The 25,613-nt window shown below is 59.7% G+C and carries 23 protein-coding genes; 12 read left to right on the top strand and 11 right to left on the bottom strand.

What is annotated here, in order from left to right; all coding sequences use genetic code 11:
* Positions 1 to 25: 25 nt before the first annotated feature.
* The gene (locus GIW69_RS18125) at positions 26 to 313 is read right to left on the bottom strand and encodes a hypothetical protein (RefSeq protein WP_236484165.1); all 288 of its coding nucleotides are present in this window, start codon (positions 311 to 313) and stop codon (positions 26 to 28) included.
* Between the two features lie 430 nt (positions 314 to 743).
* On the opposite strand from GIW69_RS18125, the gene algB reads away from it, so the two are divergent.
* The gene (algB, locus tag GIW69_RS18120; protein WP_236484164.1) at positions 744 to 2,090 is read left to right on the top strand and encodes a sigma-54-dependent response regulator transcription factor AlgB; all 1,347 of its coding nucleotides are present in this window, start codon (positions 744 to 746) and stop codon (positions 2,088 to 2,090) included.
* Between the two features lie 10 nt (positions 2,091 to 2,100).
* Positions 2,101 to 3,888, top strand: a complete 1,788-nt coding sequence (locus tag GIW69_RS18115) for a KinB sensor domain-containing domain (protein ID WP_236484163.1) — start codon at positions 2,101 to 2,103, stop codon at positions 3,886 to 3,888.
* Here the strand turns inward: GIW69_RS18115 and GIW69_RS18110 are convergent.
* The 7 genes from GIW69_RS18110 to GIW69_RS18080 form a co-directional block, all read right to left on the bottom strand.
* On the bottom strand, positions 3,885 to 5,501 hold the full coding sequence (locus GIW69_RS18110; RefSeq protein ID WP_236484162.1) for an EAL domain-containing protein: 1,617 nt from the start codon (positions 5,499 to 5,501) through the stop codon (positions 3,885 to 3,887). The two genes, GIW69_RS18115 and GIW69_RS18110, sit on opposite strands and share 4 nt — an antisense overlap.
* A gap of 72 nt (positions 5,502 to 5,573) precedes the next feature.
* Positions 5,574 to 6,356, bottom strand: coding sequence for an N-acetylmuramoyl-L-alanine amidase (locus GIW69_RS18105; protein ID WP_236484161.1), 783 nt, complete (start codon positions 6,354 to 6,356; stop codon positions 5,574 to 5,576).
* 100 nt (positions 6,357 to 6,456) lie between these two features.
* Entirely contained in the window at positions 6,457 to 8,508 is a 2,052-nt protein-coding gene (locus GIW69_RS18100) for a GGDEF domain-containing protein (RefSeq protein WP_236484160.1), read from the bottom strand.
* Positions 8,505 to 9,383: an endonuclease/exonuclease/phosphatase family protein gene (locus GIW69_RS18095; RefSeq protein ID WP_236484159.1), complete on the bottom strand. Its 879-nt coding sequence runs from the start codon at positions 9,381 to 9,383 to the stop codon at positions 8,505 to 8,507. Before GIW69_RS18095 ends, GIW69_RS18100 begins: the two co-directional genes overlap by 4 nt.
* 14 nt (positions 9,384 to 9,397) lie before the next feature.
* Positions 9,398 to 10,039, bottom strand: coding sequence for a thiol:disulfide interchange protein DsbA (dsbA, locus tag GIW69_RS18090; protein WP_236484158.1), 642 nt, complete (start codon positions 10,037 to 10,039; stop codon positions 9,398 to 9,400).
* Between the two features lie 199 nt (positions 10,040 to 10,238).
* Positions 10,239 to 10,850, bottom strand: a complete 612-nt coding sequence (locus GIW69_RS18085; RefSeq protein ID WP_236484157.1) for a c-type cytochrome — start codon at positions 10,848 to 10,850, stop codon at positions 10,239 to 10,241.
* A gap of 45 nt (positions 10,851 to 10,895) precedes the next feature.
* Complete coding sequence (locus tag GIW69_RS18080) at positions 10,896 to 11,186, bottom strand: c-type cytochrome (protein WP_236484214.1); 291 nt, start codon at positions 11,184 to 11,186, stop codon at positions 10,896 to 10,898.
* Positions 11,187 to 11,376: 190 nt separating this feature from the next.
* On the opposite strand from GIW69_RS18080, the gene yihA reads away from it, so the two are divergent.
* The gene (yihA, locus tag GIW69_RS18075) at positions 11,377 to 12,021 is read left to right on the top strand and encodes a ribosome biogenesis GTP-binding protein YihA/YsxC (RefSeq protein ID WP_236484156.1); all 645 of its coding nucleotides are present in this window, start codon (positions 11,377 to 11,379) and stop codon (positions 12,019 to 12,021) included.
* 287 nt (positions 12,022 to 12,308) lie between these two features.
* Here yihA and polA read toward each other — a convergent pair whose 3' ends face one another.
* Positions 12,309 to 15,116, bottom strand: coding sequence for a DNA polymerase I (polA, locus tag GIW69_RS18070; RefSeq protein ID WP_236484155.1), 2,808 nt, complete (start codon positions 15,114 to 15,116; stop codon positions 12,309 to 12,311).
* A 74-nt stretch (positions 15,117 to 15,190) separates the two neighbouring features.
* Here polA and GIW69_RS18065 point away from each other — a divergent pair, with 74 nt between their 5' ends.
* Positions 15,191 to 15,481: a DUF2782 domain-containing protein gene (locus GIW69_RS18065; protein ID WP_236484154.1), complete on the top strand. Its 291-nt coding sequence runs from the start codon at positions 15,191 to 15,193 to the stop codon at positions 15,479 to 15,481.
* A 72-nt stretch (positions 15,482 to 15,553) separates the two neighbouring features.
* Positions 15,554 to 16,507 carry a homoserine kinase gene (locus GIW69_RS18060; protein ID WP_236484153.1) on the top strand — a complete coding sequence of 318 codons (954 nt, stop codon included), beginning with the start codon at positions 15,554 to 15,556 and terminating at the stop codon, positions 16,505 to 16,507.
* 80 nt (positions 16,508 to 16,587) lie between these two features.
* On the opposite strand, the gene GIW69_RS18055 is transcribed toward GIW69_RS18060, so the two are convergent.
* Positions 16,588 to 17,517, bottom strand: a complete 930-nt coding sequence (locus GIW69_RS18055) for a metal ABC transporter solute-binding protein, Zn/Mn family (protein WP_236484152.1) — start codon at positions 17,515 to 17,517, stop codon at positions 16,588 to 16,590.
* A 57-nt stretch (positions 17,518 to 17,574) separates the two neighbouring features.
* Between GIW69_RS18055 and GIW69_RS18050 the strand changes: the two genes are divergently transcribed.
* From GIW69_RS18050 to GIW69_RS18035, 4 genes are read left to right on the top strand one after another with little or no spacing between them, the layout of a single operon-like run.
* Complete coding sequence (locus tag GIW69_RS18050) at positions 17,575 to 18,057, top strand: Fur family transcriptional regulator (RefSeq protein WP_236484151.1); 483 nt, start codon at positions 17,575 to 17,577, stop codon at positions 18,055 to 18,057.
* Positions 18,057 to 18,842 (top strand): zinc ABC transporter ATP-binding protein ZnuC, encoded by a 786-nt coding sequence (gene znuC / locus GIW69_RS18045; RefSeq protein WP_236484150.1) that lies wholly within the window; start codon positions 18,057 to 18,059, stop codon positions 18,840 to 18,842. The genes GIW69_RS18050 and znuC overlap by 1 nt, the downstream gene beginning before the upstream one ends.
* Positions 18,835 to 19,623 carry a zinc ABC transporter permease subunit ZnuB gene (gene znuB, locus GIW69_RS18040; protein WP_236484149.1) on the top strand — a complete coding sequence of 263 codons (789 nt, stop codon included), beginning with the start codon at positions 18,835 to 18,837 and terminating at the stop codon, positions 19,621 to 19,623. Before znuC ends, znuB begins: the two co-directional genes overlap by 8 nt.
* A gap of 37 nt (positions 19,624 to 19,660) precedes the next feature.
* Positions 19,661 to 20,374, top strand: coding sequence for a PA5502 family lipoprotein (locus tag GIW69_RS18035; protein ID WP_236484148.1), 714 nt, complete (start codon positions 19,661 to 19,663; stop codon positions 20,372 to 20,374).
* A 95-nt stretch (positions 20,375 to 20,469) separates the two neighbouring features.
* On the opposite strand, the gene katE is transcribed toward GIW69_RS18035, so the two are convergent.
* The gene (gene katE, locus GIW69_RS18030) at positions 20,470 to 22,611 is read right to left on the bottom strand and encodes a catalase HPII (RefSeq protein WP_236484147.1); all 2,142 of its coding nucleotides are present in this window, start codon (positions 22,609 to 22,611) and stop codon (positions 20,470 to 20,472) included.
* A gap of 259 nt (positions 22,612 to 22,870) precedes the next feature.
* On the opposite strand from katE, the gene GIW69_RS18025 reads away from it, so the two are divergent.
* The 3 genes from GIW69_RS18025 to GIW69_RS18015 all read left to right on the top strand — a co-directional run bounded on the left by GIW69_RS18025 (position 22,871) and on the right by GIW69_RS18015 (position 25,454).
* Positions 22,871 to 23,878: a methionine ABC transporter ATP-binding protein gene (locus tag GIW69_RS18025; RefSeq protein ID WP_236484146.1), complete on the top strand. Its 1,008-nt coding sequence runs from the start codon at positions 22,871 to 22,873 to the stop codon at positions 23,876 to 23,878.
* A 5-nt stretch (positions 23,879 to 23,883) separates the two neighbouring features.
* Positions 23,884 to 24,594, top strand: coding sequence for a methionine ABC transporter permease (locus tag GIW69_RS18020; protein WP_236484213.1), 711 nt, complete (start codon positions 23,884 to 23,886; stop codon positions 24,592 to 24,594).
* Positions 24,595 to 24,683: 89 nt separating this feature from the next.
* Positions 24,684 to 25,454 carry a MetQ/NlpA family ABC transporter substrate-binding protein gene (locus GIW69_RS18015; RefSeq protein WP_236484145.1) on the top strand — a complete coding sequence of 257 codons (771 nt, stop codon included), beginning with the start codon at positions 24,684 to 24,686 and terminating at the stop codon, positions 25,452 to 25,454.
* Positions 25,455 to 25,613 lie beyond the last annotated feature (159 nt).

The following is a 25,613-nucleotide window of genomic DNA, read 5'->3' as shown; positions in this document are numbered from 1 at the left end:
ATACCGACTCAGGAGCCGATGTCCGTTAAAAAATCCAGCGTTCCTGACGGGGCATTTCATCCATAGGCTGCGTCTGGTCGACATCCATCATGCGCAGGGAGGCGTTTTCAGCCTGACGGTTGCTGACAGCGCTGAAATGGGTCTGGGTTGAATGCTGCATCGAGATCAGCGCAGCTTCAGGCTGTTGGCTCTGCTCCCAGCGCAAATACTGCTGACAGGCGATCAACGTGATTAACAGCGCAAGCACGCCAAACAGCGCTTGCTGGATATGCAATGGCGAGATGCGCATTTGGGCGGCACGTTGGCGAGTCATCCTGGGTTCCCTCACGCTTGTTTTGTTGGGGCAGCATGTAATCTGCCCGGGCTGAGCTAGGTATTGCAGCCTGCATGCCAGCTTTTTCGATTAAAAAATAGTTTATAAATCAATAGGTTATGAAATTTTAAAAAACGTCGTAAGACGCATCCTGCACGATGGCCTATTGTTCGTCGTGCGTAATGCACGATAAATGAGTAGGAAATTTCATTCTTTTTGAATTGCTGACGGGCGGTAGATGTCAGAAAGGGAGGCAGGCATTCGCCTGCTCGTCGTGACTTCTCGTTAAAACCAAGAAAATCAATTGATTAGCTGATGGCAGGGGCGAGAGCTATGCTGCTGTAGCCGGAATCGATCAGAATGAACCATGCAACTTGCCCGATTATTCCGGGACTAAACCAAGACAAATCACTTATGGAGCGTAGGAAAAATGGAATCTGCCGCTGAGCAACAAGGCCGCATTCTGCTGGTGGACGATGAATCCGCCATCCTGCGAACCTTCCGCTACTGCCTGGAAGATGAGGGTTATACCGTCGCCACCGCCAACAGCGCGGCCCAGGCTGACGCGCTACTGCAACGCCAGGTGTTCGACTTGTGCTTCCTTGACTTGCGTCTGGGCGAAGACAATGGCCTCGATGTGTTGGCGCAAATGCGTATTCAAGCGCCATGGATGCGTGTGGTCATTGTCACCGCCCATTCGGCGGTCGACACAGCGGTAGACGCCATCCAGGCTGGTGCCGCCGACTATCTGGTCAAGCCGTGCAGCCCGGATCAATTGCGTCTGGCGACGGCCAAGCAACTTGAAGTGCGTAGACTCTCGGCGCGCCTCGAAGCGCTTGAAGGCGAAATCCGCAAACCGAAGGACGGTCTCGATTCCCACAGCCCGGCAATGAAAGTGGTGCTGGAGACGGCGCGCCAGGTCGCCAGCACTGACGCCAATATCCTGATCCTGGGCGAGTCCGGCACCGGTAAAGGCGAGCTGGCGCGGGCGATACACGGTTGGAGCAAGCGCGAGAAAAAATCCTGCGTCACCATTAACTGTCCGTCGCTGACCGCCGAGCTGATGGAAAGCGAGTTGTTCGGTCATAGTCGCGGCGCGTTTACCGGCGCCAGCGAAAGTACCTTGGGTCGCGTCAATCAAGCGGACGGTGGCACGCTGTTTCTCGACGAGATCGGCGATTTTCCGCTGACGTTGCAGCCAAAGTTGCTCCGATTCATTCAAGACAAGGAATACGAACGGGTTGGCGATCCGGTGACCCGTCGCGCCGACGTGCGCATCCTCGCTGCCACCAATCTCAACCTCGAAGACATGGTGCGCGACGGCCGCTTCCGCGAAGACTTGTTGTATCGCCTGAACGTCATCACGTTGCACCTGCCACCGCTGCGCGAGCGGGCGGAAGACATCCTGACCCTGGCTGACCGGTTCCTGGCACGCTTCGTCAAAGAGTATGCACGTCCGGCGCGAGGTTTCAGCGACGAGGCGCGGGAGGCGCTGCTCGGCTATCGCTGGCCGGGCAACATCCGCGAACTGCGCAACGTAGTCGAGCGGGCGAGCATTATCTGCCCACAGGAAAAAGTCGAAATCAGCCACTTGGGCATGGCCGAACAACCGGCCAACAACGCACCACGGGTCGGCGCGGCCCTGAGCCTGGATGAACTGGAAAAGGCGCACATTGGCGCAGTATTGGCGACCGCCGGCACGCTGGATCAAGCGGCCAAGACGCTGGGTATCGATGCTTCCACGCTGTATCGCAAGCGCAAGCAGTACAACTTGTGAGTGGTCGCTGATGAAACTGGCGATGAAGTTGCGGACTCGGTTGTTTCTGAGCATTTCGGCGTTGATCACCGTGGCATTGCTCGGGCTGCTGCTCGGGCTGGTCAGCGTGATGCAAATGGCCGGGACGCAGGAAGCGTTGATCCGCAATAACTTCGCCACGCTAGACCTGGGCCTCAAGTTGCGCCAGACCCTTGGCGACCAACTGATCATGATGCTTTCCGAAAAACCTGACCCGGTCGCCTTTGAAACCTCCAGACAACACTACTTTGCGTTGCTTGATGAGGGCATCGCTCAGGAGCAGAAGGACGAGGGGCGGCCGTATGGATTCGAACGGGCGAAAGCTGATTATTTGAGGTTTCTCCAGGCTTTTGAAGAGTCACAGGGTTCGGGTAGTGCGTTCGATGACAGCAACCTCAGGGAGCGCTTCAACACTTTGCGCAATGGCCTGATCACCGAACACAAGCATGCGCTGGACAACATCAATTCAATGCAACATGCGGCGCGGTCACGCGCCCTGTTGGTCGCCGGCCTGATCGGGTTTGTCGGTCTCGCGGTGTTGATCATCGGTTTCATTACGGCGCACGGGATTGCCCGGCGTTTCGGCGCGCCGATCGAGGCATTGGCCAAAGCGGCGGACACCATCGGGCAAGGCAGTTTCGAAGTGACTTTGCCGGTGTCCTCGGCGATGGAAATCAATCAGCTGACCCGGCGCTTCGGCATGATGGCCGAGGCCTTGCGTGAGCATCAGGCCACCAACGTCGACGAACTCATGGCAGGCCAGCAACGCTTGCAGGCCGTGCTCGACAGCATTGACGACGGCCTGCTGATGATTGACCGCGAAGGGCGCCTGGAGCACCTCAACCCAGTGGCGCAGCGACAATTGGGCTGGGACAGCGAACGTCTGGGCCAAGGGCTGGGCACGGCGCTTGAGCGTCCGGAGCTGGATGCACAGTTGCAGCTGGTGCTGCGCGGCGGTTCTCTGGAGCGTGCGCCGGAAGATCTGAGCATTGAGGTCGACGGTGAATCACGTGTGCTGACGTTCAGCCTGACACCGGTCAGCCACACCCAGGGACACATCCTCGGCGCGGTGATGGTGTTGCATGACGTCACTGAGCAACGGGCATTCGAGCGTGTTCGCAGCGAGTTTGTATTGCGTGCCTCTCACGAGCTGCGCACGCCGGTCACTGGCATGCACATGGCATTCGGCTTGTTCCGTGAGCGCACGCATTTTCCAGAAGAATCGCGCGAAGCGGATCTGCTCGATACGGTCAATGAAGAAATGCTGCGCCTGATGCAACTCATCAACGACTTACTTAACTTCTCCCGCTACCAGAGCGGCTTGCAGAAACTGACACTGGCGCCTTGCTCCATTGAAGATCTGCTGGAACAGGCGCAGGCACGGTTCGCCGGCCCGGCGGCGGAGAAGGGCGTGGATCTTCGCGTGGAAGTCCAAGAACCGTTGCCGCGCTTGCAGGCGGATAAGCCGCAGCTTGAGCGCGTGCTGGATAACCTGATCGACAATGCCTTGCGCCATACCGCCCGTGACGGTTTGATCCGTTTGCAGGCGCGGCGACATGGCGAGCGGGTGATCATTAGCGTTGAAGACAACGGCGAAGGCATTGCCTACGGTCAGCAGGGGCGGATCTTCGAACCGTTTGTCCAGGTTGGGAGGAAAAAGGGCGGCGCGGGGCTGGGCCTGGCGCTGTGCAAGGAAATCGTCCAGTTGCATGGCGGGCGCATGGGTGTTTATTCGCGGCCGGGGCAGGGCACGCAGTTCTACATGGCGCTGTCGGTTTAGGCTTCGTCGTCCAGACGCCGTCCGGCCAGCCGTCGTCCCCGGGTAATCAGTTCAATGAACTGCACAGCGCTGAGAGCGTGGGCGAACAGCCAGCCCTGCCCGAACTTGACCCCTTCACTGCTCAACAACTCTGCCTGGGATTCGAGTTCGATGCCTTCGGCAATCACCTTCAGATCCAGTGCCTGCGCCATGTGGATAATGTGCGGCGCAACGCCACTGCTGGCAGCGTCGTGGCCGAGGGCATCGATGAACGCTTTGTCGATTTTCAGGCAATCCACCGGCAGGGTTTGCAGGTAGGCGAGGCTGCAATAGCCAGTGCCGAAGTCGTCGATCAGCACTTGATGGCCGACATCACGCAAGCCTTGCAGGTTCTCTCGGGCCACCACCACGTCGATCAATCCCCGCTCGGTCACCTCGAATGCAATCTGCCGCGCCGCCACCCGGTGCAAGGTAAGTAATCGAGCGATGACCTGTCCAATTCGCGGCACCATCACATCGCAGGCTGCCAGGTTCACCGAGATGTATAGATGCGGGTTGGCTCGCAACAACTGGCCTAACTGTTCAAGCAAGCGTTGCAGGACGAAATCGGTCATCTGGCGAATCTGCCCGGTGTTTTCCGCCAGCGGGATGAACAGGTCGGGACTGGTCAGGGTGCCGTCCGGCCGACGCCAGCGGAGAAGGGCTTCGGCGCCGACGCAATGACGGCTGTCGAGGTCGAAGATCGGTTGGTACAGCACCTGCAACTCGCCACGGCGTATCGCCCCATGCAGTTCGGCGTCCAGCGACTGACGCTGGCGCACGAGCAGCAGCACCAGAAATCCGACAAACCCGCCGACCATCAGGCTGAGGGGCAAAAGCCACCACCACGCCATTGGAATGTGCATGCCGGTGCGCGGGGTGATCAGCACCAGTTGATACTGCGGATTGTCAGTGGGCATGCGATAGATGAGGCGATTCTGGGTGACTTGCAGCGCGTCCGTGTTTTTCGGCGGACGAGGCTCTGTGGGTGGCCATGCCTGAGCGGCGCCGAGCACCGGAATGGCTCGCGTACCGTGATCAAGAATCACCAGGAGGCTACTGCCGGGTGACAGATCGACCATGTCGGTCAAATGTCCGCGAGAAGTCGCCACGCGAAAATTGCCGCGCCCGAGCATCAATGCGGCGCGGTTTTCATCCGGTTCGGTGGTGGTGTTCAGCCAATAGCTGTAGGTCGGGCCTTTGATGTCCGGCGCCCGGTTCGCGGAAAGCCCTTCCTGTCGTGGCCTGTTGGAGCACAGCCGTGAGGCGTCCATGTACGCGGCTTCGTAGACGAAGCGATAGTTGAAGGTCACTTGCTGCAAGGTCGCGATCATTTCGTCGTCGCAACTGCGCAGAGGCTGTGCTTCAAGGTCGTCGAGGCTTTCGCGCAATTGACCGAACAACTGTTCCAGGCGGGCAAGGAAGCGTTCGCCTTGAGCGTTCATTTCCTGGCTTTCGGTTTGTTCAACCTGACGCATGGCGAAGAACAGGCCGCCTGTGACCAGAAGGGCCGCACTCAAGACAGCCGCCAGCGTCGCCAGAAACCAAGGGCGATAGAACCGGCTGCGCAGTGTCTCTCGGGTAGCAACCATCATGGATATCCGAAGAATTACCAATGAGTTATAGCTGCTGATTTCGATTTCGCCCTGACCGTCGGGCGGCCGTCATTATTTTGTCTGATTCAACACCAGCAGCAACGCCGCCGTTTGCGCATCCGGCGTGCCATCGAAGCGGGAAGGGCGGTAGTGCATCTGGAAGGCCGCGAGTACGTGGCGGGTCGCCACATCCAGTTCACCGGTCTGCGGCGTGGCGTAACCGAGGCGCGCCAGTTGCGCCTGGAACCAGCCGATGCCAGGCAGTTCGTTGTTGAACAGCATTTGCTGGCGCGCGACGGCTTGTTCGTTGGGCCAAAGTCCAAGGCCTTCATTGGCCAGACGCTTCCAAGGGAACAGCGGGCCTGGATCGAGTTTACGCAGCGGCGCAATGTCACTGTGGCCGATGATGTGCCGAGGACTGATGCCATTGCGCTGGCTGATGTCCTTGAGCAGGACAATCAGCGACTGTATCTGGGCTTCGCTGTAGGGATACCACAAGCGACCGGTGGGGGTGTCCTTGAAACCTGGATTGACGATTTCGATACCGATGGAGCTGGAGTTCAGCCAGGTGCGCCCCTGCCATTCGCTTTCCCCGGCGTGCCAGGCCCGGCGGTTCTCGTCGACCAGCTTATAAATAGTCGCGCCCTTGTCGTCGCCGATCAGGTAATGACTGCTGACTTCGCCATGGGTCAGCAGTTGCAGCGAACGCTCAAGCGATGCGGAGGTGTAATGCACGACCACGAACTGGATTCGGCTGTCGTGATTGACGGACGGATGGCTGTTGTCGAAACGTGGGCCACTGGCGCAACCGGCGAGGAAGAGTAACGATGAGACGAGGAGGGCGAAAAATTTCATGGCAAAGGGCAACACGCAGGACAGTAATGCAACAGTGTAACGTACTGCCCCGCGTCATGATGCCCGGCAGGCCGATTTACACAAAATGGAACATATGCAATCAGTCGATTTCGATTTGATTGCGCCCGCCATTTTTTGCGCGATACAGCGCCTGATCGGCTCTTTTCAGCACCAGATCGCTATGTTCCCCGGACTTGAATGCGGTCAGGCCCATCGAAATCGTTATCGTCACGCGCTCGCCTTTGAAGTGAAACGGACACGCCTCGATAGCCGCGCGCAGGGTTTCCAGCAATCGGGCGCCCACGGCCAACGGCGTATTGGCCAATAGCAAAACGAATTCCTCACCGCCGAACCGCGCTATGAAATCAGTGCCACGCAGTCTTTTGCGCAACACGGTGGCAATGATTTTCAACACCTTGTCGCCAGCCAAATGGCCATAGTTGTCGTTGATCCGCTTGAAGTGGTCGAGATCGAGCATTGCCAGGCACAAGGTGTTGCCATGCTGTTGCCATTGTGTGATTTCGTGTTCCAGCCGCTCGCTCCAGGCTGCACGGTTGGGCAGGCCGGTCAGCGGGTCGATCAAGGCCTTTTGGCGCTGTTCTTCGAGGTGCTCGCGATAGCCCAGCGCTTCCTGCTCCATGTGCGCCACGCGTTCAGCGAGACTCTTGAGGCGCCCCGACACTTCCTCTTCCCGGGCATCGCGTTGCTGGCGATGCTGATCCATGGTGCCAAGCAAGCCTTCAAGGTGGTTTTCCAGCACCTGTTTCAGGTCGTCCAGATCGGCTGCTTCCTGCATGCTGCTTTGCAAGCCATCGACCTGCTCGCGCAGTTGCGTGTCCATGGCCCGCGCGGCGGAGCTGTTGTCGGCGTGGCCGGCGCTGGCGGCTTGCAGGTTGCTCTGGAATGCTTCGAGGCGTTCGTTGAGTTGCTTTAGATAAACTTCGAATTCATGTTGGCCGCTGTCGGTGATGGCCAGCATCAGCGTCGCCAGATCGTCGAGGATCGGCAGCAGCTCGTACCAGTTCAAGCCACTTTGCAGCCGGTCGCGCATGGCCTCGGCTTGCGGGCGGTGACGCTCGGGCAGGGTCAGGTCATCCAGCAGGCCGAGCAACGTGTCTTCGATGTGCTGGGCCACGGAGCTGTAGGACGGCTCCGGGGAGTCGGGCAGGGCGTAGAGAATGTCGTGCTCTGGCTGCTCCGGATCGATGGCGGCGAGTGCCTGGGCGATGGGTTCGGGCAACGGCAGGCTATCGAGAATCAGCGGGGCAAGATGATCGCCGGGGTCAATCTGCTCGTCCGGGTTGGTCGCGGATAGCAATGGCTCGACCGCTGACGCTGGTTCGGGCTCTGACGCCGGGTCATAAACGGACTCTGGAGCAAGGCTTGGTGGGACGGGCGCGACGACGTCAGGCTCTGGCGGCCGTTCAGGTGGGGCCGGAATTTCGATGGCTGGGGCAGCGTCTGCAGGCACCGGCGCTGGCGGTTGCGCGGCGTTGGAAGACGCCTCGGCAACGACCTCCGCCGTTTCAACTGCGGCGGCCGCTGGAGCTGGCGCCGAATTCGCCAATGGCATAGGGGGCGGTGCAGGAGCGGGCGTTAATTCAAGCGGCGCGGGCACTTCCTCGATGTCGCGATGGCCAAACAGGCGCTGAAACAACCCGGGCCGCTCTGCTTCGGTCGGCGCGTCCAATTGGCTGAGAGCTCTGCCTTGCAGGCCGCTCAGTTCGCTGAGCAGCAGCGGCATTTCTCGCGCCTGGCTGACGCGACTGTCCAGTTGCTTGGCGAATTTCTTCAGCGGCTGGCTGACGTCTCGGGGCAACGGCAGGGCTTGCAGTTGGCTGACCAGCGCGGTGAGCGCGGTGCTGACCTGATTGATGCGGGTTTCGCGCCGCTGCTCCGAGTCGAGCACGGCTTTTTCCAGACGCGGCAACAGGGCTGCGAGGCCGGCGTCCATGTCGTCAGTGCGCACTACGTCGCGCATTTCTTTCATGCATTGGTCGACCACCTTGTCGGTGCCTTCAGCCGCCAGGGTGCTGCGCACCAGACCGCGACGCAGCAAGTCGAGCCGGGCGTCCCATCGACGTTCGAGCTTTTCCTGTTGTTCGATGCTTTTGAGGTATTTCTCTTTCCAGCGCTGGGCTTCGTCGCTCATTCAGGGGTTCCGCGAAGGGCAGGACTCAACGCGGGCAATGCATTGGCCGTGAGCGAACCCGGCAAACGAATCTCTACCGCGACGGGCAGGTGATCGGAAATCGGTTGCGCCAGCACTTCGACCTTTTCCAGGGTCAGGGTCGGGCTGAGCAAAATGTGATCGAGGCAGCGCTGAGGGCGCCAGCTCGGAAACGTCGCCTCAACCTGCGGGGCCAAAAGGCCAAGGTCGCGCAGCGGCGAGTGTTGCAGCAGATCGCTGGCGTGGGTGTTCATGTCACCCATCAGTACCTGATGCTTGTAGTCGCCGATCAGCTCGCGGATATAAGCCAGTTGCATCGTGCGAGTCCGGGCGCCGAGGGCCAGGTGCATCATGACGACGACCAGCGCCTCCGGGCCTTCGCCGAAGCGCACCAGGATGGCGCCGCGACCTTTCGGGCCGGGCAGCGGATGATCCTCAATCGCCCACGGACGCAGACGGCTGAGCACGCCATTGCTGTGCTGGCCCAGTCGACCGAGATTACGATTGAGTTGTTGATACCAGTAAGGAAACGCGCCGAGTTGCGCCAGATGTTCGACCTGATTGACGTAGCCCGAACGCAGGCTGCCACCATCGGCCTCTTGCAGAGCCACCAAGTCGAAATCGTTGAGCAGGCTGCCGATCTTTTGCAGATTGCCGGCACGCCCGGTGTGCGGCAGCAAATGCTGCCAGCCCCGGGTCAGGTAGTGCCGGTAACGCTCGGTGCTGATACCGACCTGAATATTGAAACTGAGCAAGCGCAGACGGCTGTCTGCGGGCAGGCCCGTGGATTCCAGGTGATGCTCGTTGACCTGCGGATCATGCAGGCCAACGAGACGTTCGGTGCCCCAGCGGCGCATGGCTGATGCCGCGCTTAGTTGGCAGCTGCCTTATTGGTCGCTCGCTCTTTGGCCACCAGTTGATCGGCCAGTTTCAGCGCTTCTTCGGCACCGCCGGCGGAGCCTACGTCAAAGCGGTATTTACCGTTGACGATCATGGTTGGAACGCCGGAGATTTCATACTTCTTGGCCAGGTCTTTGGCTTTTACGATCTGACCCTTGATAGCGAAGGAGTCGAAGGTGGCCAGGAACTTGTCCTTGTCCACGCCTTGAGTGGCGAGGAAGTCGGCCATTTCGTTCTTGTCGGTCAGCTTCTTGTGTTCTTTCTGAATCGCATTGAACACGGCAGCGTGAACCTTGTGCTCGACACCCATGGCTTCGAGGGTCAGGAACATCTGGCCGTGAGCGTCCCATGGGCCGCCGAACATGGCCGGGATGCGGACGAAGTTGACGTCGGATGGCAGTTTTTCGACCCAAGGGTTGATCACCGGCTCAAAGGCGTAGCAGTGCGGGCAGCCATACCAGAACAGCTCGACGACTTCGATCTTGCCAGGCACGGCAACCGGCACCGGGTTACTCAGTTCGACGTAGGGCGCGGCAGGGGCTTCGGCGGCCTGGGCCGTCACGCCGAACAGGCTGGCAGCGACGAGGGCGGCGCTGATGATCAGATTACGCATGCTTTACTCCTGGACAAATTGGGTCGCCTCGCGCGACCTGTTTTCAGACAGGTCCTGGCGGGCATGAGTTCTGTAGTGTAACGGCAGCGGCCACAAAAAAGGGCGGCCTGAGCCACCCTTTTTATACTTGCTGGCGCGGATTAATCGAGCGTTAACGTTGCGCGAGACAAGCCCCGGCCGCAACGCTCGCCCGCAGGCTTCAGTGCAGGCCCTGAATGTAGCTGGAGAGCGCTGCGATGTCTTCGTCGCTCAGGCGTTTGGCGATGGTCTGCATGGTCATGGTGTCACCATCGTTGGTACGGCCGCCTTCTTCCTTGCGGAAATCGGTCAGTTGCTTGGCGATGTACTGAGCGTGCTGGCCACCCAAGTGAGGGAACCCGGCGGCTGCGTTGCCGGCGCCGTTCGGCGCGTGGCAGCCGGTACAGGCGGGCAGGCCCTTGGCCAGGTTGCCGCCGCGGAACAAGTCTTCACCGCGCTTGACGAGTTTTTCATCAGCGGCGCCGACACTGCCCTTCTGGCTGGCGTAGTAAGCGGCGAGGTCAGCCAGATCCTGATCATTCAGGTTGGTCAGCAGGCCGGTCATTTCCAGGACGACGCGCTTGTTCGACTTGATGTCGTGCAATTGCTTGTTCAGGTAGCGTTCGCCCTGACCCGCCAGTTTCGGAAAGTTTGGCGCCATGCTGTTGCCATCTGGGCCATGGCAGGCGCCGCATACGGCGGCTTTCGCCTGGCCGGCTGCTGCGTCACCCGCAGCATGGGCCATGCCGGAGATTCCCACGGTCAACAGCAGACTCACGATCAATTTCTTCATCAGCTAATCCAACTACGGCTAAGGGTTAAGAGTTATGGACCGGGTTTACTCGCTCATCCATAGGATGATGGCCTGGTAATCCTCGGCACTGCAGTCCATGCACAAACCACGCGGCGGCATCGCCTTGAAACCCTGGGTCACGTGTTGCACCAGCGTCTCCATACCCTTCGCCAACCTCGGCTGCCAGGCTTCCTGATCGCCTCTTTTGGGCGCCATGGGGAGTTGGCCGGAATGACAGGCACCGCAAACACGGTTGTACACAGCTTCCGGTTCTTGTGTAGCCTGCACGCCATAAATCGGCATCAAGAGTCCGGCAGCCAGCAGCCATTTCGTCATAAAACGGCTTTTCAGGGTTGAGAGCATTCTGCGTTCTAATGCGCAATCAAGGTATGTCGCTCTCACGAACTTCATCCTTCGCTGGGACAAAGCACACACAAAATCTGCGGCATTATATACTGGCGTCACTGAAACGGAAGCGACACCGCGTTCCGCGCCCAATCCCGGCGCCGCCCACATCGGAAATCCCATGCAGCTCAAAAATCCCATCCTCGGCCTGTGCCAACAGTCCACGTTCATGCTCAGTGCCGCCAAAGTCGATCAATGCCCTGACGACGAAGGCTTCGAAGTGGCGTTCGCCGGTCGTTCCAACGCCGGTAAGTCCAGCGCCCTGAACACCCTGACCCACGCCAGCCTGGCGCGCACCTCGAAAACCCCGGGTCGCACACAGCTATTGAATTTCTTCAAGCTAGACGAAGAACGCCGTCTGGTCGACCTGCCGGGGTACGGTTATGCAAAAGTACCGATCCCGCTCAAGCAACACTGGCAGCGTCACCTTGAGGCTTATCTAGGTGGCCGGGAGAGTTTGAAGGGTTTGATTCTGATGATGGACATCCGTCATCCAATGACCGATTTCGACCTGCTGATGCTCGACTGGGCCGTTGCGGCCGGGATGCCGATGCACATTCTGCTGACCAAGGCCGACAAGCTGACCTACGGTGCAGCCAAGAACACGCTGCTCAAGGTTCAGTCGGAAATTCGCAAGGGTTGGGGCGATCAGGTCACCATCCAGCTGTTCTCGGCACCGAAGCGTATGGGTCTGGAAGATGCCTACACTGTATTGGCGGGCTGGATGGAACTGGCTGACAAAGGTGCTGAGTTGCCTGCCGAGTAAATCGCAGGCAAAAAAAAGCCCCGGACTTCATATGGGGAGGGAGAAGTTCCGGGGTTTAAGTTCCGAACCGCTAGGGCGGGGTTCAGATATCTGCCAACACTTAACACAACATAGGAGCATTGAAGGGCTTCACCAGCCATTCAGTAACTCTGAGTGGTGAATCGCCAGATTAGTTCAGATTATTTTCAAAAAGCTTTGGAATAGGTGTTAACGCGTTCCGGACTAAACGGCTTCCAGCGGCCTCTGCCGCGACGTCACATCGCAGCAAAGGCACCGCTCCAGAAGGCTTAGTGCGCTTCATCCCAGTTATTGCCAACCCCGACTTCCACCAGCAGCGGCACGTCCAGCTTCGCCGCTTCGCTCATGTGCGCACGAATTTCATTGCTCACCTGTTCGACCAGGTCTTCGCGAACCTCCAGCACCAGTTCGTCGTGCACCTGCAGGATGACTTTGGCGTCCAGCCCGGACGTCGCCAGCCAGTTATCCACCGCCACCATGGCTTTCTTGATGATGTCGGCGGCAGTGCCTTGCATTGGCGCGTTGATCGCGGTGCGTTCGGCGGCGGCGCGCTCCTGCGGTTTGTTGGAGTTGATTTCGGGCAGGTACAGGCGACGGCCGAAGAAGGTTTCGACGTAACCCTGATCCGCCGCCTGCTTGCGGGTGCGATCCATGTACTCGCGCACGCCCGGATAACGGGCAAAATAGGTGTCGATGTAGGCCTTGGCGGTCTTGGTGTCGACGCCGATGTCTTTGCCGAGCTTCTGCGCGCCCATGCCGTAGATCAAACCGAAGTTGATCGCCTTGGCGCTGCGCCGCTGATCGGATGTCACGTCTGTGAGCCCGACCTTGAACACTTCAGCAGCGGTCGCGGTGTGCACGTCTAGGTTATTGCGAAAGGCATTCATCAGGCCTTCGTCCTTGGACAAGTGCGCCATGATCCGCAGTTCGATCTGCGAATAGTCCGCCGCCAGCAGTTTGTAGCCCGTCGACGCCACGAACGCCTGACGGATACGGCGCCCTTCGGCGGTACGCACCGGGATGTTCTGCAGGTTCGGATCACTGGACGACAACCGCCCGGTGGACGCAACGGCCTGTTGATACGAGGTATGAATGCGCCCGGTGCGCGGGTTGATCTGTTCCGGCAAGCGGTCGGTGTAGGTGCTTTTCAGCTTGCTCATCGAACGGTGTTCCATCAGCACCTTTGGCAAGCGGTGGTCGTCTTCGGCGAGTTTCGCCAGCACTTCTTCAGCAGTAGACGGCTGACCCTTGGCGGTTTTCTTCAGCACCGGCAAGCCGAGTTTTTCGTAGAGGATGACGCCGAGCTGCTTCGGTGAGCCGAGGTTGAAGGCTTCGCCGGCGATCTCGAACGCTTCACGTTCCAGCGCGACCATTTTCTCGCCCAGCTCGATGCTCTGCACGCCGAGCAATGCGGCATCGACGAATGCGCCCTGGCGCTCGATGCGCGCCAGCACCGGCACCAGCGGAATTTCGATGTCGGTCAGTACGCTGGCCAGGCTTGGGATCGCGCTGAGCTTTTCGAACAATGTCTGATGCAGACGCAGCGTAATGTCCGCGTCTTCGGCGGCGTACGGGCCGGCCTGCTCCAGTGCGATCTGGTCGAAGGTCAGCTGCTTGGCGCCTTTGCCGGCAATGTCCTGGAAGCTCACGGTGGTGTGATCCAGATACTTCAGCGCCAGGCTGTCCATGTCGTGACGGGTGGCGGTGGAGTTGAGCACATAGGATTCGAGCATGGTGTCGAACGCCACGCCACGCACGGTGATGCCGTTGCTCTGGTCGCCGCCGATGGCGCAGTTGGCGAGGATGTTGATGGCGAACTTGGCGCGCTGGCCGACCTTGAGTTTGCTCGGGTCTTCCAGAATCGGCTTGAGTGCGCGCAGTACGGTGTCTCGATCGAGCTGTTCGGGCACGCCGATGTAGGAGTGGGTCAGCGGAATGTACGCCGCTTCGTTGGCCTGCACCGCAAACGACAGGCCGACCAGTTGCGCCTGTTGTGCGTCGACGCCGGTGGTTTCGGTGTCGAAGGCGAACAGCTTCGCGTTGTTCAGCTTCTCCAGCCAGACATCGAAACGAGCCTGATCGAGGATGGTTTCGTATTGCGCTGAAGCAACGGCGGCCGCCGGCACTTCGGCTTCGGGAGCGCTGAACAGATCGCCCGCCGGTGCCGGCTCGGCGGTAGCACTCAGTTCGACCCGCTTGGCGTCACGATCCAGATCATTTAGCCAGCTCTTGAATTCGAGCAAGGTGTAGAGTTCGTAGAGTTTGGCCGGATCCTCCGCTCCCATTTGCAGATCGTCGAGGCCGATGTCCAGCGGCACGTCAATCTTGATGGTCGCCAGGCGATAGGAGAGGAATGCCATCTCCTTGTGCTCTTCGAGCTTGGCCGGCAGGGTTTTCGCGCCGCGAATCGGCAGGGTCGGAACGATGTCGAGCTGTTCATAAAGCTCTTTCAGGCCACCGTTAACGCCCACCAGCAAGCCGGAGGCGGTTTTCGGGCCGATGCCGGGAACGCCCGGAATGTTGTCGGACGAGTCGCCCATCAGCGCCAGATAATCGATGATCTGCTCGGGCGAAACGCCGAATTTCTCTTTCACGCCTTCCACGTCCATCGAGCTGCCGGACATGGTGTTGACCAGCGTGATGTGGCCATCGACCAATTGCGCCATGTCCTTGTCGCCGGTGGAGATGACCACCGGACGATCCGCCGCCGCGCTGCTGCGGGCGAGGGTACCGATCACGTCGTCAGCCTCGACGCCTTCGACGCACAGCAACGGGAAGCCGAGGGCGATCACGCTTTGGTGCAGCGGTTCGATCTGCACGCGCATGTCATCGGGCATGCTCGGGCGGTTGGCCTTGTACTCGGCGAACATTTCATCACGGAAGGTGCCGCCCTTGGCATCGAACACCACGGCGAACGGGCTGTCCGGATATTGCTTGCGCAGGCTCTTGAGCATGTTCAAGACGCCCTTGACCGCGCCGGTCGGCAGGCCTTTGGACGTGGTCAGCGGCGGCAACGCGTGAAAGGCGCGATACAGGTAAGAAGAACCGTCCACCAGGACGAGGGGGGCTTGGCTCATGAGCAGGATCAACCTTTTCGGCGGGTCCGGGGCTAGAATAGCGGGACCGTTGACGACAAAGGGACAAGGTTATCATGCGTACGTTAAATCGCTTGCTGCTGGTCAGTCTGTTTGCAATCTCACCGTTGGCTGCGTTCGCCGCGGATGATGCGCCGTCTTCGGATCCCGAAGTCACCATTCGTACCGAGGGCGACAAGACCATTCAGGAGTATCGCCAAAACGGCTTCCTGTATGCGATCAAGGTCACGCCGAAAGGAGCGCCGCCGTATTTCCTCGTTCGCGCCGATGGAACAGACGCTAACTTCATTCGCTCGGACCAACCGGATATGCTGATCCCGTCATGGAAGATCTTCGAGTGGAAATAACTTCCCCCAACGGAAGTTTCTTAAATTCACCGGCGCCGTTCCGGCGGCGCCCGTACTGAGCAGTTTTTAACCATGTCCGTGTTTACGCCCCTGGCTCGACCTGAGCTGGAAACCTTTCTCGCCCCTTACGGGCTCGGTCGCCTGCTTGATTTCCAGGGGATTGCCGCCGGCAGTGAAAACACCAATTTCTTTATCAGCCTTGAACAGGGCGAATTTGTCCTGACGCTGATCGAGCGTGGGCCGGTACAGGAAATGCCGTTCTTCATCGAACTGCTCGACGTGCTCCACGAAGCCGATCTGCCGGTGCCTTATGCGCTGCGTACGGTCGACGGCCAGGCGCTGCGTGAACTCAAAGGCAAACCGGCGTTGTTGCAGCCGCGCCTGTCCGGCAAGCACATCAAGCTGGCCAACGCGCAGCATTGCGCGCAGGTCGGCGAGTTGCAGGCGCATGTACACCTGGCGACCCAGGGCGAAAACATGATCACGCGCAAAACGGATCGTGGCCTGGACTGGATGCTGGAGGAGGGCACGCAATTCCTTTCGCATCTGGCGTACGAACCGCGTGCGCTGTTGCAAACGGCCTTGGATGAGATTGCACAGCACAAAGAGAAAATTCTCGCGCTGCCTCGGGCGAACATTCACGCCGACCTGTTTCGCGACAATGCGATGTTTGAAGGCACGCACCTGACCGGGCTGATCGATTTCTACAACGCCTGTTCGGGGCCGATGCTCTACGACGTGGCGATTGCCTTGAACGATTGGTGTTCGGACGATGACGGCGTGATCGATGGCCCACGGGCGCGGGCGTTTCTTGGTGCCTACGCGGCGCTGCGTCCATTTACAGCGACCGAAGCCGAACTGTGGCCGACCATGTTGCGGGTGGCGTGTGTGCGGTTCTGGTTGTCTCGTTTGATTGCGGCGGAATCGTTCGCCGGCCAGGATGTGCTGATCCACGATCCGGGCGAATTCGAGATTCGTCTGGCGCAGCGGCAGAAGATCAGCACGCCGTTGCCGTTCGCTCTTTAAGATTAAAAGATCGCCGCCTTCGGCAGCTCCTACAGGGTTCGGTGTAGGCGCTGCCGAAGGCGGCGATCTTTTTTACAGGGTTACAACGATTCCAGGCATCCCGCCAGATCATTGCCCAGCTTCTCCAGCACTTGCTCATAGCCCTGAGCCGTCGCCGGGGTGTAGCCGCCCAGCGCATCCAGTTCCGCCAGTTTCACTGGCAGGCCCGCCACCAGGGTTTCCGCCAAGCGCGGACGCAGCGGCGGCTCGCTGAACACACAGGTCTTGCCGACTTCCTGCAAACGCGTGCGCATCGCCGCCACATGCTGGGCGCCTGGCTGCACTTCGGCGGCCACGCTGAATACGCCGGCGTGTTTCAGGCCGTAAGCCTCTTCGAAATAGTCGAACGCTTCGTGGAAGACAAAATAGGGTTTGCCTTCAATGCCGGCCAGGCGTTGCTTCAAGCGCAAGTCCAGTGCATCCAGGCGGGCGTCGAATGCCTTGGCGTTGCTCTGATAACGCTCGGCGTTGGCCGGGTCGGCTGCGCTCAGGTCGGCGGCCATTTTGGCGGCGATGACCCGGGCGTTGACCGTTGAGAGCCACATATGCGCGTCGAGGCTGCCGGGACGGTGATCGTGATCATGCTCGTCCGCTTCCTCAGCGTGGGAGTGGTTGTCTTCGGCGAAGCGACGCAGTTTCAGACCGGGCAGCTCTTGAATCGCAACAGTCGGCAATGTACGACCGTTGAGCACGCGAGGCAGGAAACCTTCCATGTCCGGGCCGATCCAGTAGAGCAGATCCACCGACTGCACCTTCCGTACGTCGGATGGGCGCAACGCATAGTTATGCGGCGAAGCACCCGGCGGCAGCAGCACTTCGGGAATCGCCACGCCGTCCTGTACCGCAGCGGCGATCAGCTGTAATGGCTTGATGCTGGTGAGGACTTTGACCTCGGCCTGAGCCGGGCCGATCAGCAGCAAACTGATGATGAATGCGACAAAAACAGAAAAAAGTCGGGACACGATGACCACTCAATGAGGCGAGAACGGGTAACATAATAACGTCTCTCACCAAAATCGTCGCCGCTCATGCCTATTACACCGATTGCCAGCCGTCCCCACGACCATTCCCATTGCGTTCACAGCGCCCTGTCCGAAGCCGATACCTTGTGCGCGCAAAAAGGCCTGCGCTTGACCGCTTTGCGTCGGCGGGTGCTGGAACTGGTCTGGCAAAGCCACAAGCCGCTGGGTGCCTACGACATTCTCGCGGTGCTCAGTGAGCAGGACGGCCGCCGCGCCGCGCCGCCGACGGTGTATCGCGCGCTGGACTTCCTGCTGGAACACGGCTTGGTGCATCGCATCTCCTCGCTCAACGCCTTCGTCGGCTGCAATCACCCGGAACACGCGCATCAAGGCCAGTTCCTCATCTGCCGGGAATGCCACGCGGCCATCGAGCTTGAGCAAAAAAGCATCAGCGACGCGATCATCCACAGCGCCCGGGACGTCGGTTTCATCGTCGAAACCCAGACCGTCGAAGTGGTCGGCCTGTGTTCCGGTTGCCAGGGGGCTTGATGAGCAATGCGCTGATCCGACTGGAGCAAGTGGGCGTCACGTTCGCCGGGCAGAAGGTGTTGGACAACATTCAGCTGAGCGTCGAGCCGGGGCAGATCGTCACGCTGATCGGCCCTAACGGTGCCGGCAAGACCACCCTGGTGCGCGCCGTGCTCGGACTGTTGAAGCCTGATACCGGCAGCGTCTGGCGCAAGCCGAAACTGCGCGTCGGTTACATGCCGCAAAAACTTCACGTCGATCCGACCTTGCCGCTCTCGGTGCTGCGCTTTTTGCGTCTGGTGCCCGGCGTCGACCGTCCGCGAGCCTTGGCGGCGCTTAAGGAAGTCGGTGCCGAACACGTTATCGACAGCCCGGTACAAAGCATCTCCGGCGGTGAAATGCAGCGCGTTTTGCTGGCCCGTGCCCTGTTGCGCGAGCCTGAGTTGCTGGTGCTCGACGAGCCGGTACAAGGCGTCGATGTTGCCGGGCAGGCCGAGTTGTACAGCCTGATCACCCGTCTGCGCGACCGCCATGGCTGCGGCGTGCTGATGGTGTCCCACGATTTGCATCTGGTGATGAGCACCACCGATCAAGTGGTCTGCCTCAACCGTCACGTCTGCTGCTTTGGGCATCCCGAGCAGGTCAGCGGCGATCCGGCGTTCGTCGAACTGTTCGGCAAGAACGCGGCAAGTCTGGCGATCTATCACCACCATCACGACCACGCCCACGACCTGCACGGTTCGGTGGTCAAGGCGCCCGCGTCGGGCCAACCTCACGTTCATGGAGATGGCTGCAAGCATGGCTGATTTTCTGTTGTACGCCCTGCTTGCAGGCCTGGCACTGGCGATTGTCGCCGGTCCCTTGGGTTCGTTTGTGGTCTGGCGCCGCATGGCCTATTTCGGCGACACCCTGTCCCACGCCGCGTTGCTTGGCGTGGCACTGGGGTTTCTGCTGGATGTCAGCCCGACCGTGGCGGTCACCGTCGGCTGCCTGTTGCTGGCGGTGCTGCTGGTGACTTTGCAACAGCGCCAACCACTGGCGTCCGACACGCTTTTGGGAATTCTCGCACCGAGCACGCTCTCACTCGGTCTGGTCGTACTAAGCTTCATGCACGAAGTGCGGATCGACCTGATGGCGTATCTGTTCGGCGACCTGCTGGCGATCAGTCCGGCCGACCTGGCCTGGATCCTCGGCGGCAGCGCGGCGGTGCTGGTGTTGTTGGTGACATTGTGGCGGCCACTGCTGGCCATCACCGTGCACGAAGAACTGGCCAGAGTTGAAGGCCTGCCGGTGGCCGGATTGCGCATGGCGCTGATGCTGTTGATCGCGGTAGTGATCGCGGTGGCGATGAAAATCGTCGGTGTATTGCTGATTACATCGCTGTTGATCATCCCGGCGGCTGCGGCACAACGTCACGCCCGTTCACCGGAGCAGATGGCACTGGGCGCGAGCCTGCTGGGCATGCTCGCCGTGTGTGGCGGGCTGGCGCTGTCGTGGTTCAAGGACACGCCGGCTGGCCCATCCATTGTTGTGACGGCGGCCGCACTGTTTCTGCTGAGTTTTGTTCTGCCCCGTCGAGGGGTGTAGACTTGCTCGCTTTTTGCGCAAATAGAGAGTCGCAGGAATGAAGCCGTTCGCCTCCCGTTATCTGCTCCTTGTCGCATTTTCCGTGCTGCTGGGCGCCTGCCAAAGCACGCCGCCAGTGGCCGAAGTCCCCGACGCGCGAGCCACGGCCATCGCACAGCTGGAGCAAAGCCTGGCCAGCAGCGAGCTGGCCACCGCCGAAGACCAATTGGCTGCGTTGCAGGCCGAGTCGCCCAACGATCAGTCCCTTGAGCAATATCAACGCCAGCTGGCCGAAGCCTATCTGCGTCGCAGCCAGATCGTGCTGCAGAAAGGTGATGTGAATGCCGCCGCCACGGCCCTGAGTCGTGCACGCGTGCTGATGCCCAAGGCGCCAGCGCTGACCGGTGGCGTCAATGGCGCGATCACCGAAGCGCGCAAAGCCGAGCTTGAGAAAGCCGAAGCGGCGCTCAAGGCTGCTGAGGCACGGCCGAAAGCCAAGGTCATCGACCCGACGGCCGAAAGCACCACAGTGGCGCTGAATATCGCTGATATCAGCCAATTGCGTCGGCAAATGGACGCGATTGCCGCCGATGTGGTGAATTACGAGTGTTCCGTGCACATTCAAGTGCCACGCAAGGATGATTTCCCTTGGTTGGCGACCTTGCTGAGCAAACGTGTGAAGAAGCTGAATCCGGATTTCGAATTGCAGCTTGAGAAGCAGATCCTGCGCAGTGTTCCTGCGCAGATTGTTCTGACTCCGCGTAAACCTTAAAAAGCTTCACGAGCAGGCTCGCTCCCACGAGGTTAACGCTGTACCTGTGGGAGCGAGCCTGCTCGCGAAAGCGTCCTTTCAGTCGATGCAAAGCCTCAGGCCGGAATTGCCTTGGCTTTAGGCTCTCGAGCCCAGACCCGATGCTGGCCAATTGCGGTAAAGAATGGCTTGGTCAACCCCGCCACATCCTTGCCCTCGATCAACCCTGCATCCGCCTCCAGCTTCAACACATCCAGCAATTGCTTGGCCTCGCCATGCAACGCAATCGCCTTCAAATGCTTGTAGGCCTCCAGCAGGTAATGCAACGCCACACCGTCGCCACTCAGCGCCTTGATCGACGCCGCGCCGCCGGGCACGAATACCGCGTCGAACGCTACCGACGGCAGACCTTCCATGGACGCGTCGACCGGCAGCGCCTTGCCGTCCGCTGTCTGTACCGGCGCTGAGGTCGGGCCAAGCAACTTGGCGTGCGCCCCTTCGGCCATCAAAGCCTTTTTCATCGCATCAATCGCAGCGCCATCGACGCCGTTGGCTGCGAGAATTGCGACTTTGCGGGTCTTGATATTTTCCGGCAGCAGGTTCGCCTGACTCAGTGCGGGCGAACGATCCAGCGAGGTCTTACGCACCTCGACCGTCCCTTTGGCCGGCACTGGCAACCCAAGGTTTTGCGCCACACGTTTGGCCAGTTCCAGATCAATGTTGGCGAGAATCTCGTTCACCTCGCGCGCGCGAATGAACTCTCGATCGACCTTGCCCAGCTCAAAGCTATACGCCGCAATAATGTGCTCTTTCTCATGATCGCTCATGCTGTTGAAAAACAGCCGCGCCTGGGAAAAGTGGTCGCTGAACGACTCGCTGCGCTGGCGAATCTTGTTGGCGTCGATACGCTCCGGATAACTCTCGAACCCGCCGTCCTGCGCGGCCGGCGGCGTTTCCTTTGGCCAGCCGCCGTCGATAGAGTTCGGCTCGTAAGAGGCGCGACCCTTGTCGATGGTTGTGCGGTGCTGGGCATCGCGCTGGCCGTTATGGAACGGTGCCACGGGACGGTTGATCGGCAGCTCATGAAAATTCGGCCCACCGAGTCGGCTGATCTGCGTGTCGGTGTACGAAAACAACCGGCCTTGCAGCAGCGGGTCATTGGAGAAGTCGATGCCCGGCACAATATGCCCGGGGCAGAACGCGACCTGTTCGGTTTCGGCGAAGAAGTTGTCCGGATTGCGGTTAAGGGTCATTTTCCCCAGCGGCGTGATCGGCACGATTTCTTCAGGAATGATCTTGGTCGGGTCGAGGATGTCGAAGTCGAAATCATGTTCGTTTTCTTCCTCGACGATCTGCACGCCCAGTTCCCATTCCGGGTAGTCGCCCATCTCGATCGATTCCCAGAGGTCGCGACGGTGATAGTCGGTGTCTTTACCGGCGAGTTTCTGCGCCTCATCCCACACCAGCGAGCAGGTGCCGGCGGTAGGGCGCCAGTGGAATTTGACGAAGCGCGATTTGCCTTCGGCGTTGATCAACCGGAAGGTGTGCACCCCGAAACCCTGCATGCTGCGCAGGCTTTTCGGGATCGCCCGGTCGGACATCGCCCAGATCACCATGTGCGCCGATTCCGGCACCAGCGAGACGAAATCCCAGAACGTATCGTGGGCCGAACCACCGGTAGGAATTTCATTGTGCGGCTCGGGTTTCACCGCGTGGACGAAATCAGGGAACTTGATCGCATCCTGAATGAAGAATACCGGCATGTTGTTGCCCACCAGGTCGAAGTTGCCTTCGTCGGTGAAGAACTTCACGGCAAAACCGCGCACGTCGCGCACGGTATCGCCGGAACCGCGTGGCCCCTGCACCGTGGAAAAGCGTACGAACACCGGGGTTTTCTTCGCCGCGTCCTGCAGGAAACCGGCCTTGGTCAGTTGGGAATGGTTCTCGTAGCTCTGGAAGAAACCATGCGCTCCGGTGCCTCGGGCGTGAACGATGCGCTCCGGGATGCGCTCGTGGTCAAAATGCGTGATTTTTTCACGCATGATGAAGTCTTCGAGCAGCGATGGGCCACGTGCGCCGACCTTGAGGGTGTTCTGGTTATCCGCAATCTTCACACCCTGATTGGTGCGCAGCGCCTGATCGGTGGCGTCGGAGCGGAAGGTTTCCAGGCTGTCGAGCTTGGCGTTGGTATTGGCGCGATCCGGGGTGTCGGTGCCGGCCATCTGGCTTTTGCCGGGGACAGGTTTCTTGGTGGTCATCAGACGTAAACTCCTCGATTGATCCCCTGAAGCCAGGGATTCTTGAGTATTTCCCGGGCACGGCGCCCAGGGTTTCAAGTCGCTTAAGTAGTGACTGATGAGGTTTTTAGGCGTTCCTTTTTTATGACCTTTGATCGCGTTATTGCCAAATGAAAGGTTAATTGCGAAATAAATGCTAAGAACCTCTATACGGACAGGCTAAAATGCGCGCCCGGCTAACCGCTGATCCTTTTCTAACGCGCCCCACAAGGTTCGCTACGTGATCGAGTTTCAAAACGTCCATAAAACTTACCGCGTCGCCGGTAAGGATATTCCCGCGCTGCACCCGACCAGTCTCTCGATTGAGAACGGCCAGGTGTTCGGCCTGATCGGCCATTCCGGTGCGGGAAAAAGTACCCTGCTGCGCCTGATCAATCGCCTGGAGAAATCCAGCGGCGGCAAAATCTTTGTCGACGGTGAGGAAGTCACTGGCTTGGACGCCAACGGCCTGCGCCGTTTTCGCCAGCAGGTCGGGATGATCTTCCAGCACTTCAACTTGCTGGCGTCCAAAACCGTGGCCGACAACGTGGCGCTGCCGCTGACCCTGGCGGGCGAACTGTCGACCAGCGAGATCAACCAGCGCGTCGCCGAATTGCTCAAGCGCGTCGGTCTGTCCGACCACGCCAAAAAGTACCCGGCGCAATTGTCCGGTGGCCAGAAGCAACGCGTCGGCATCGCCCGCGCCTTGGCGACCAAGCCAAAAATCCTGCTGTGCGACGAAGCCACCAGCGCGCTCGACCCGCAGACCACCGCCTCGGTGCTGCAACTGCTGGCCGAGATCAACCGCGAGCTGAAACTGACCATCGTTCTGATCACCCATGAAATGGACGTGATCCGTCGCGTTTGCGACCAGGTCGGTGTCATGGACGCTGGCGTGATTGTCGAGCAAGGTCCGGTGGCCGATGTGTTCCTGCATCCGCAGCACCCGACCACCAAGCGTTTCGTGCAGGAAAGCGAGCAGGTCGACGAAGGCGAGCAGCGCGATGACTTCGCTCACGTGCCGGGCCGTATCGTGCGTCTGACCTTCCAGGGCGAAGCGACCTACGCGCCTCTGCTCGGAACCGTCGCCCGTGAAACCGGCGTGGACTACAGCATCCTCGCTGGCCGGATCGACCGCATCAAAGACATCCCCTATGGGCAATTGACCCTGGCCGTCACCGGTGGCGACATGGACGCGGCATTCGCCCGCTTCACCGCCGCCGATGTCCACATGGAGGTGCTGCGTTAATGGAAATGTATGACGCTGCCGTAAAGCATTACGACGAGGCTGTCGAAGCCATCAAGCTGTTCTTCAAGAACATCGACTGGCTGGAAATCGGGCTGGCCTCCAGCGACACCTTGCAGATGCTCGGTGGTTCGCTGTTGTTCACGGTTCTGCTGGGTCTGCCACTGGGTGTGCTGTTGTTCCTGTGCAGTCCCCGTCAATTGCTCGCCAACCGGGTGGCCTACGCGATCATGTCGCTGATGGTGAACATCCTGCGTTCGCTGCCATTCATCATTCTGTTGATCGTGATGATCCCGTTCACGGTCATGATCACCGGCACCTCGCTGGGCGTGGCCGGTGCGATTCCGCCGCTGGTGGTCGGGGCTACGCCATTCTTCGCACGACTGGTGGAAACCGCGCTGCGTGAAGTGGATCGGGGGATCATCGAAGCGACCCAGTCGATGGGCGCGACGACCCGGCAAATCATCATGAACGCCTTGCTGCCGGAGGCTCGTCCGGGCATCTACGCGGCGATTACGGTGACGGCGATTACACTGGTTTCCTACACGGCGATGGCCGGTGTGGTCGGTGCCGGTGGTCTGGGCGACCTGGCGATTCGTTTCGGTTACCAGCGTTTCCAGACTGACGTGATGATCGTCACTGTGGTGTTGCTGCTGATCCTGGTGCAAGTACTGCAAATGGTGGGTGACAGACTGGTGGTGCACTTTTCGCGCAAATAAACCGGTTGTTAACGATGAAATAAGCTGGCCATTCGCTGGCAGGCGCCCGAGAGACGTCGCCGGCGAGAGCCCAAAAAGGAGTTAGCTGAATGAAAAAACTGATCGTTGCCCTGGCTGCCGTTGCAGCCTTTTCGGCCCACGCCGAAGACCTGACCGTTGCCGCCACGCCGGTGCCGCACGCTGAAATCCTCGAATTCGTGAAGCCGGCACTGGCCAAAGAAGGCGTGGATCTGAAGGTCAAGGTTTTCACCGACTACATTCAACCGAACGTACAGGTGGCCGAAAAGCGCCTCGACGCCAACTTCTTCCAGCACCAGCCGTACCTCGATGAGTTCAACAAGGCCAAGGGCACGAGCCTGGTGTCCGTGACCGGCGTACACCTGGAACCGCTGGGCGCTTACTCCAGCAAGATCAAGAAAATCGAAGAGCTGCCAAGCGGCGCCAACGTCGTCATCCCCAATGACGCCACCAACGGCGGCCGAGCGCTGTTGCTGCTGGCTAAGGCTGGCGTGATTACGCTGAAGGATCCGACCAACATTCTGTCGACTGTCAAAGACATCGCGCAGAACCCGAAGGATCTGAAAATCCGTGAACTGGAAGCCGCGACCATCCCGCGCGTGCTGACCCAGGTCGACCTGGCGCTGATCAACACCAACTACGCGCTGGAAGCCAAGCTTGATCCGTCCAAGGATGCGCTGGTGATCGAAGGTAACGACTCGCCGTACGTGAACATTCTGGTGTCCCGCGCCAACAACAAGGACAGCGCCGCCATGCAAAAACTGGCCGCTGCCCTGCACAGCCCGGAAGTGAAGGCGTTCATTCTCGAGAAGTACAAAGGCGCGGTATTGCCGGCGTTCTGATTGGATGCAGTAACGAAAAGGGGCGCATTCAATCAGGCTGTGTGAAAACACAATCTGTCCCGGTTAAAAGCAAATGCCCCGACTTGTCGGGGCATTTGCTTTTCTGCGATCTGAAAAATAAAGGGCCTCTCAGCCCATCAGCGCCATCAGCTTTTGCGC

The organism is Pseudomonas syringae, from assembly GCF_021605415.1.
GTDB lineage: Bacteria > Pseudomonadota > Gammaproteobacteria > Pseudomonadales > Pseudomonadaceae > Aquipseudomonas > Aquipseudomonas syringae_S.
Note: the sequence above shows the minus strand (reverse complement) of the source record. Positions and strands in the feature narration are given on the sequence as shown.

Excerpts from the sequence above, each read along its gene's own strand:
- GIW69_RS18125 (WP_236484165.1), bottom strand. The coding sequence starts at position 313 with ATGACTCGCCAACGTGCCGCCCAAATGCGCATCTCGCCATTGCATATC.
- algB (WP_236484164.1), top strand. The coding sequence starts at position 744 with ATGGAATCTGCCGCTGAGCAACAAGGCCGCATTCTGCTGGTGGACGAT.
- GIW69_RS18115 (WP_236484163.1), top strand. The coding sequence starts at position 2,101 with ATGAAACTGGCGATGAAGTTGCGGACTCGGTTGTTTCTGAGCATTTCG.
- GIW69_RS18110 (WP_236484162.1), bottom strand. The coding sequence starts at position 5,501 with ATGATGGTTGCTACCCGAGAGACACTGCGCAGCCGGTTCTATCGCCCT.
- GIW69_RS18105 (WP_236484161.1), bottom strand. The coding sequence starts at position 6,356 with ATGAAATTTTTCGCCCTCCTCGTCTCATCGTTACTCTTCCTCGCCGGT.
- GIW69_RS18100 (WP_236484160.1), bottom strand. The coding sequence starts at position 8,508 with ATGAGCGACGAAGCCCAGCGCTGGAAAGAGAAATACCTCAAAAGCATC.
- GIW69_RS18095 (WP_236484159.1), bottom strand. The coding sequence starts at position 9,383 with ATGCGCCGCTGGGGCACCGAACGTCTCGTTGGCCTGCATGATCCGCAG.
- dsbA (WP_236484158.1), bottom strand. The coding sequence starts at position 10,039 with ATGCGTAATCTGATCATCAGCGCCGCCCTCGTCGCTGCCAGCCTGTTC.
- GIW69_RS18085 (WP_236484157.1), bottom strand. The coding sequence starts at position 10,850 with ATGAAGAAATTGATCGTGAGTCTGCTGTTGACCGTGGGAATCTCCGGC.
- GIW69_RS18080 (WP_236484214.1), bottom strand. The coding sequence starts at position 11,186 with ATGACGAAATGGCTGCTGGCTGCCGGACTCTTGATGCCGATTTATGGC.
- yihA (WP_236484156.1), top strand. The coding sequence starts at position 11,377 with ATGCAGCTCAAAAATCCCATCCTCGGCCTGTGCCAACAGTCCACGTTC.
- polA (WP_236484155.1), bottom strand. The coding sequence starts at position 15,116 with ATGAGCCAAGCCCCCCTCGTCCTGGTGGACGGTTCTTCTTACCTGTAT.
- GIW69_RS18065 (WP_236484154.1), top strand. The coding sequence starts at position 15,191 with ATGCGTACGTTAAATCGCTTGCTGCTGGTCAGTCTGTTTGCAATCTCA.
- GIW69_RS18060 (WP_236484153.1), top strand. The coding sequence starts at position 15,554 with ATGTCCGTGTTTACGCCCCTGGCTCGACCTGAGCTGGAAACCTTTCTC.
- GIW69_RS18050 (WP_236484151.1), top strand. The coding sequence starts at position 17,575 with ATGCCTATTACACCGATTGCCAGCCGTCCCCACGACCATTCCCATTGC.
- znuC (WP_236484150.1), top strand. The coding sequence starts at position 18,057 with ATGAGCAATGCGCTGATCCGACTGGAGCAAGTGGGCGTCACGTTCGCC.
- znuB (WP_236484149.1), top strand. The coding sequence starts at position 18,835 with ATGGCTGATTTTCTGTTGTACGCCCTGCTTGCAGGCCTGGCACTGGCG.
- GIW69_RS18035 (WP_236484148.1), top strand. The coding sequence starts at position 19,661 with ATGAAGCCGTTCGCCTCCCGTTATCTGCTCCTTGTCGCATTTTCCGTG.
- katE (WP_236484147.1), bottom strand. The coding sequence starts at position 22,611 with ATGACCACCAAGAAACCTGTCCCCGGCAAAAGCCAGATGGCCGGCACC.
- GIW69_RS18020 (WP_236484213.1), top strand. The coding sequence starts at position 23,884 with ATGTATGACGCTGCCGTAAAGCATTACGACGAGGCTGTCGAAGCCATC.
- GIW69_RS18015 (WP_236484145.1), top strand. The coding sequence starts at position 24,684 with ATGAAAAAACTGATCGTTGCCCTGGCTGCCGTTGCAGCCTTTTCGGCC.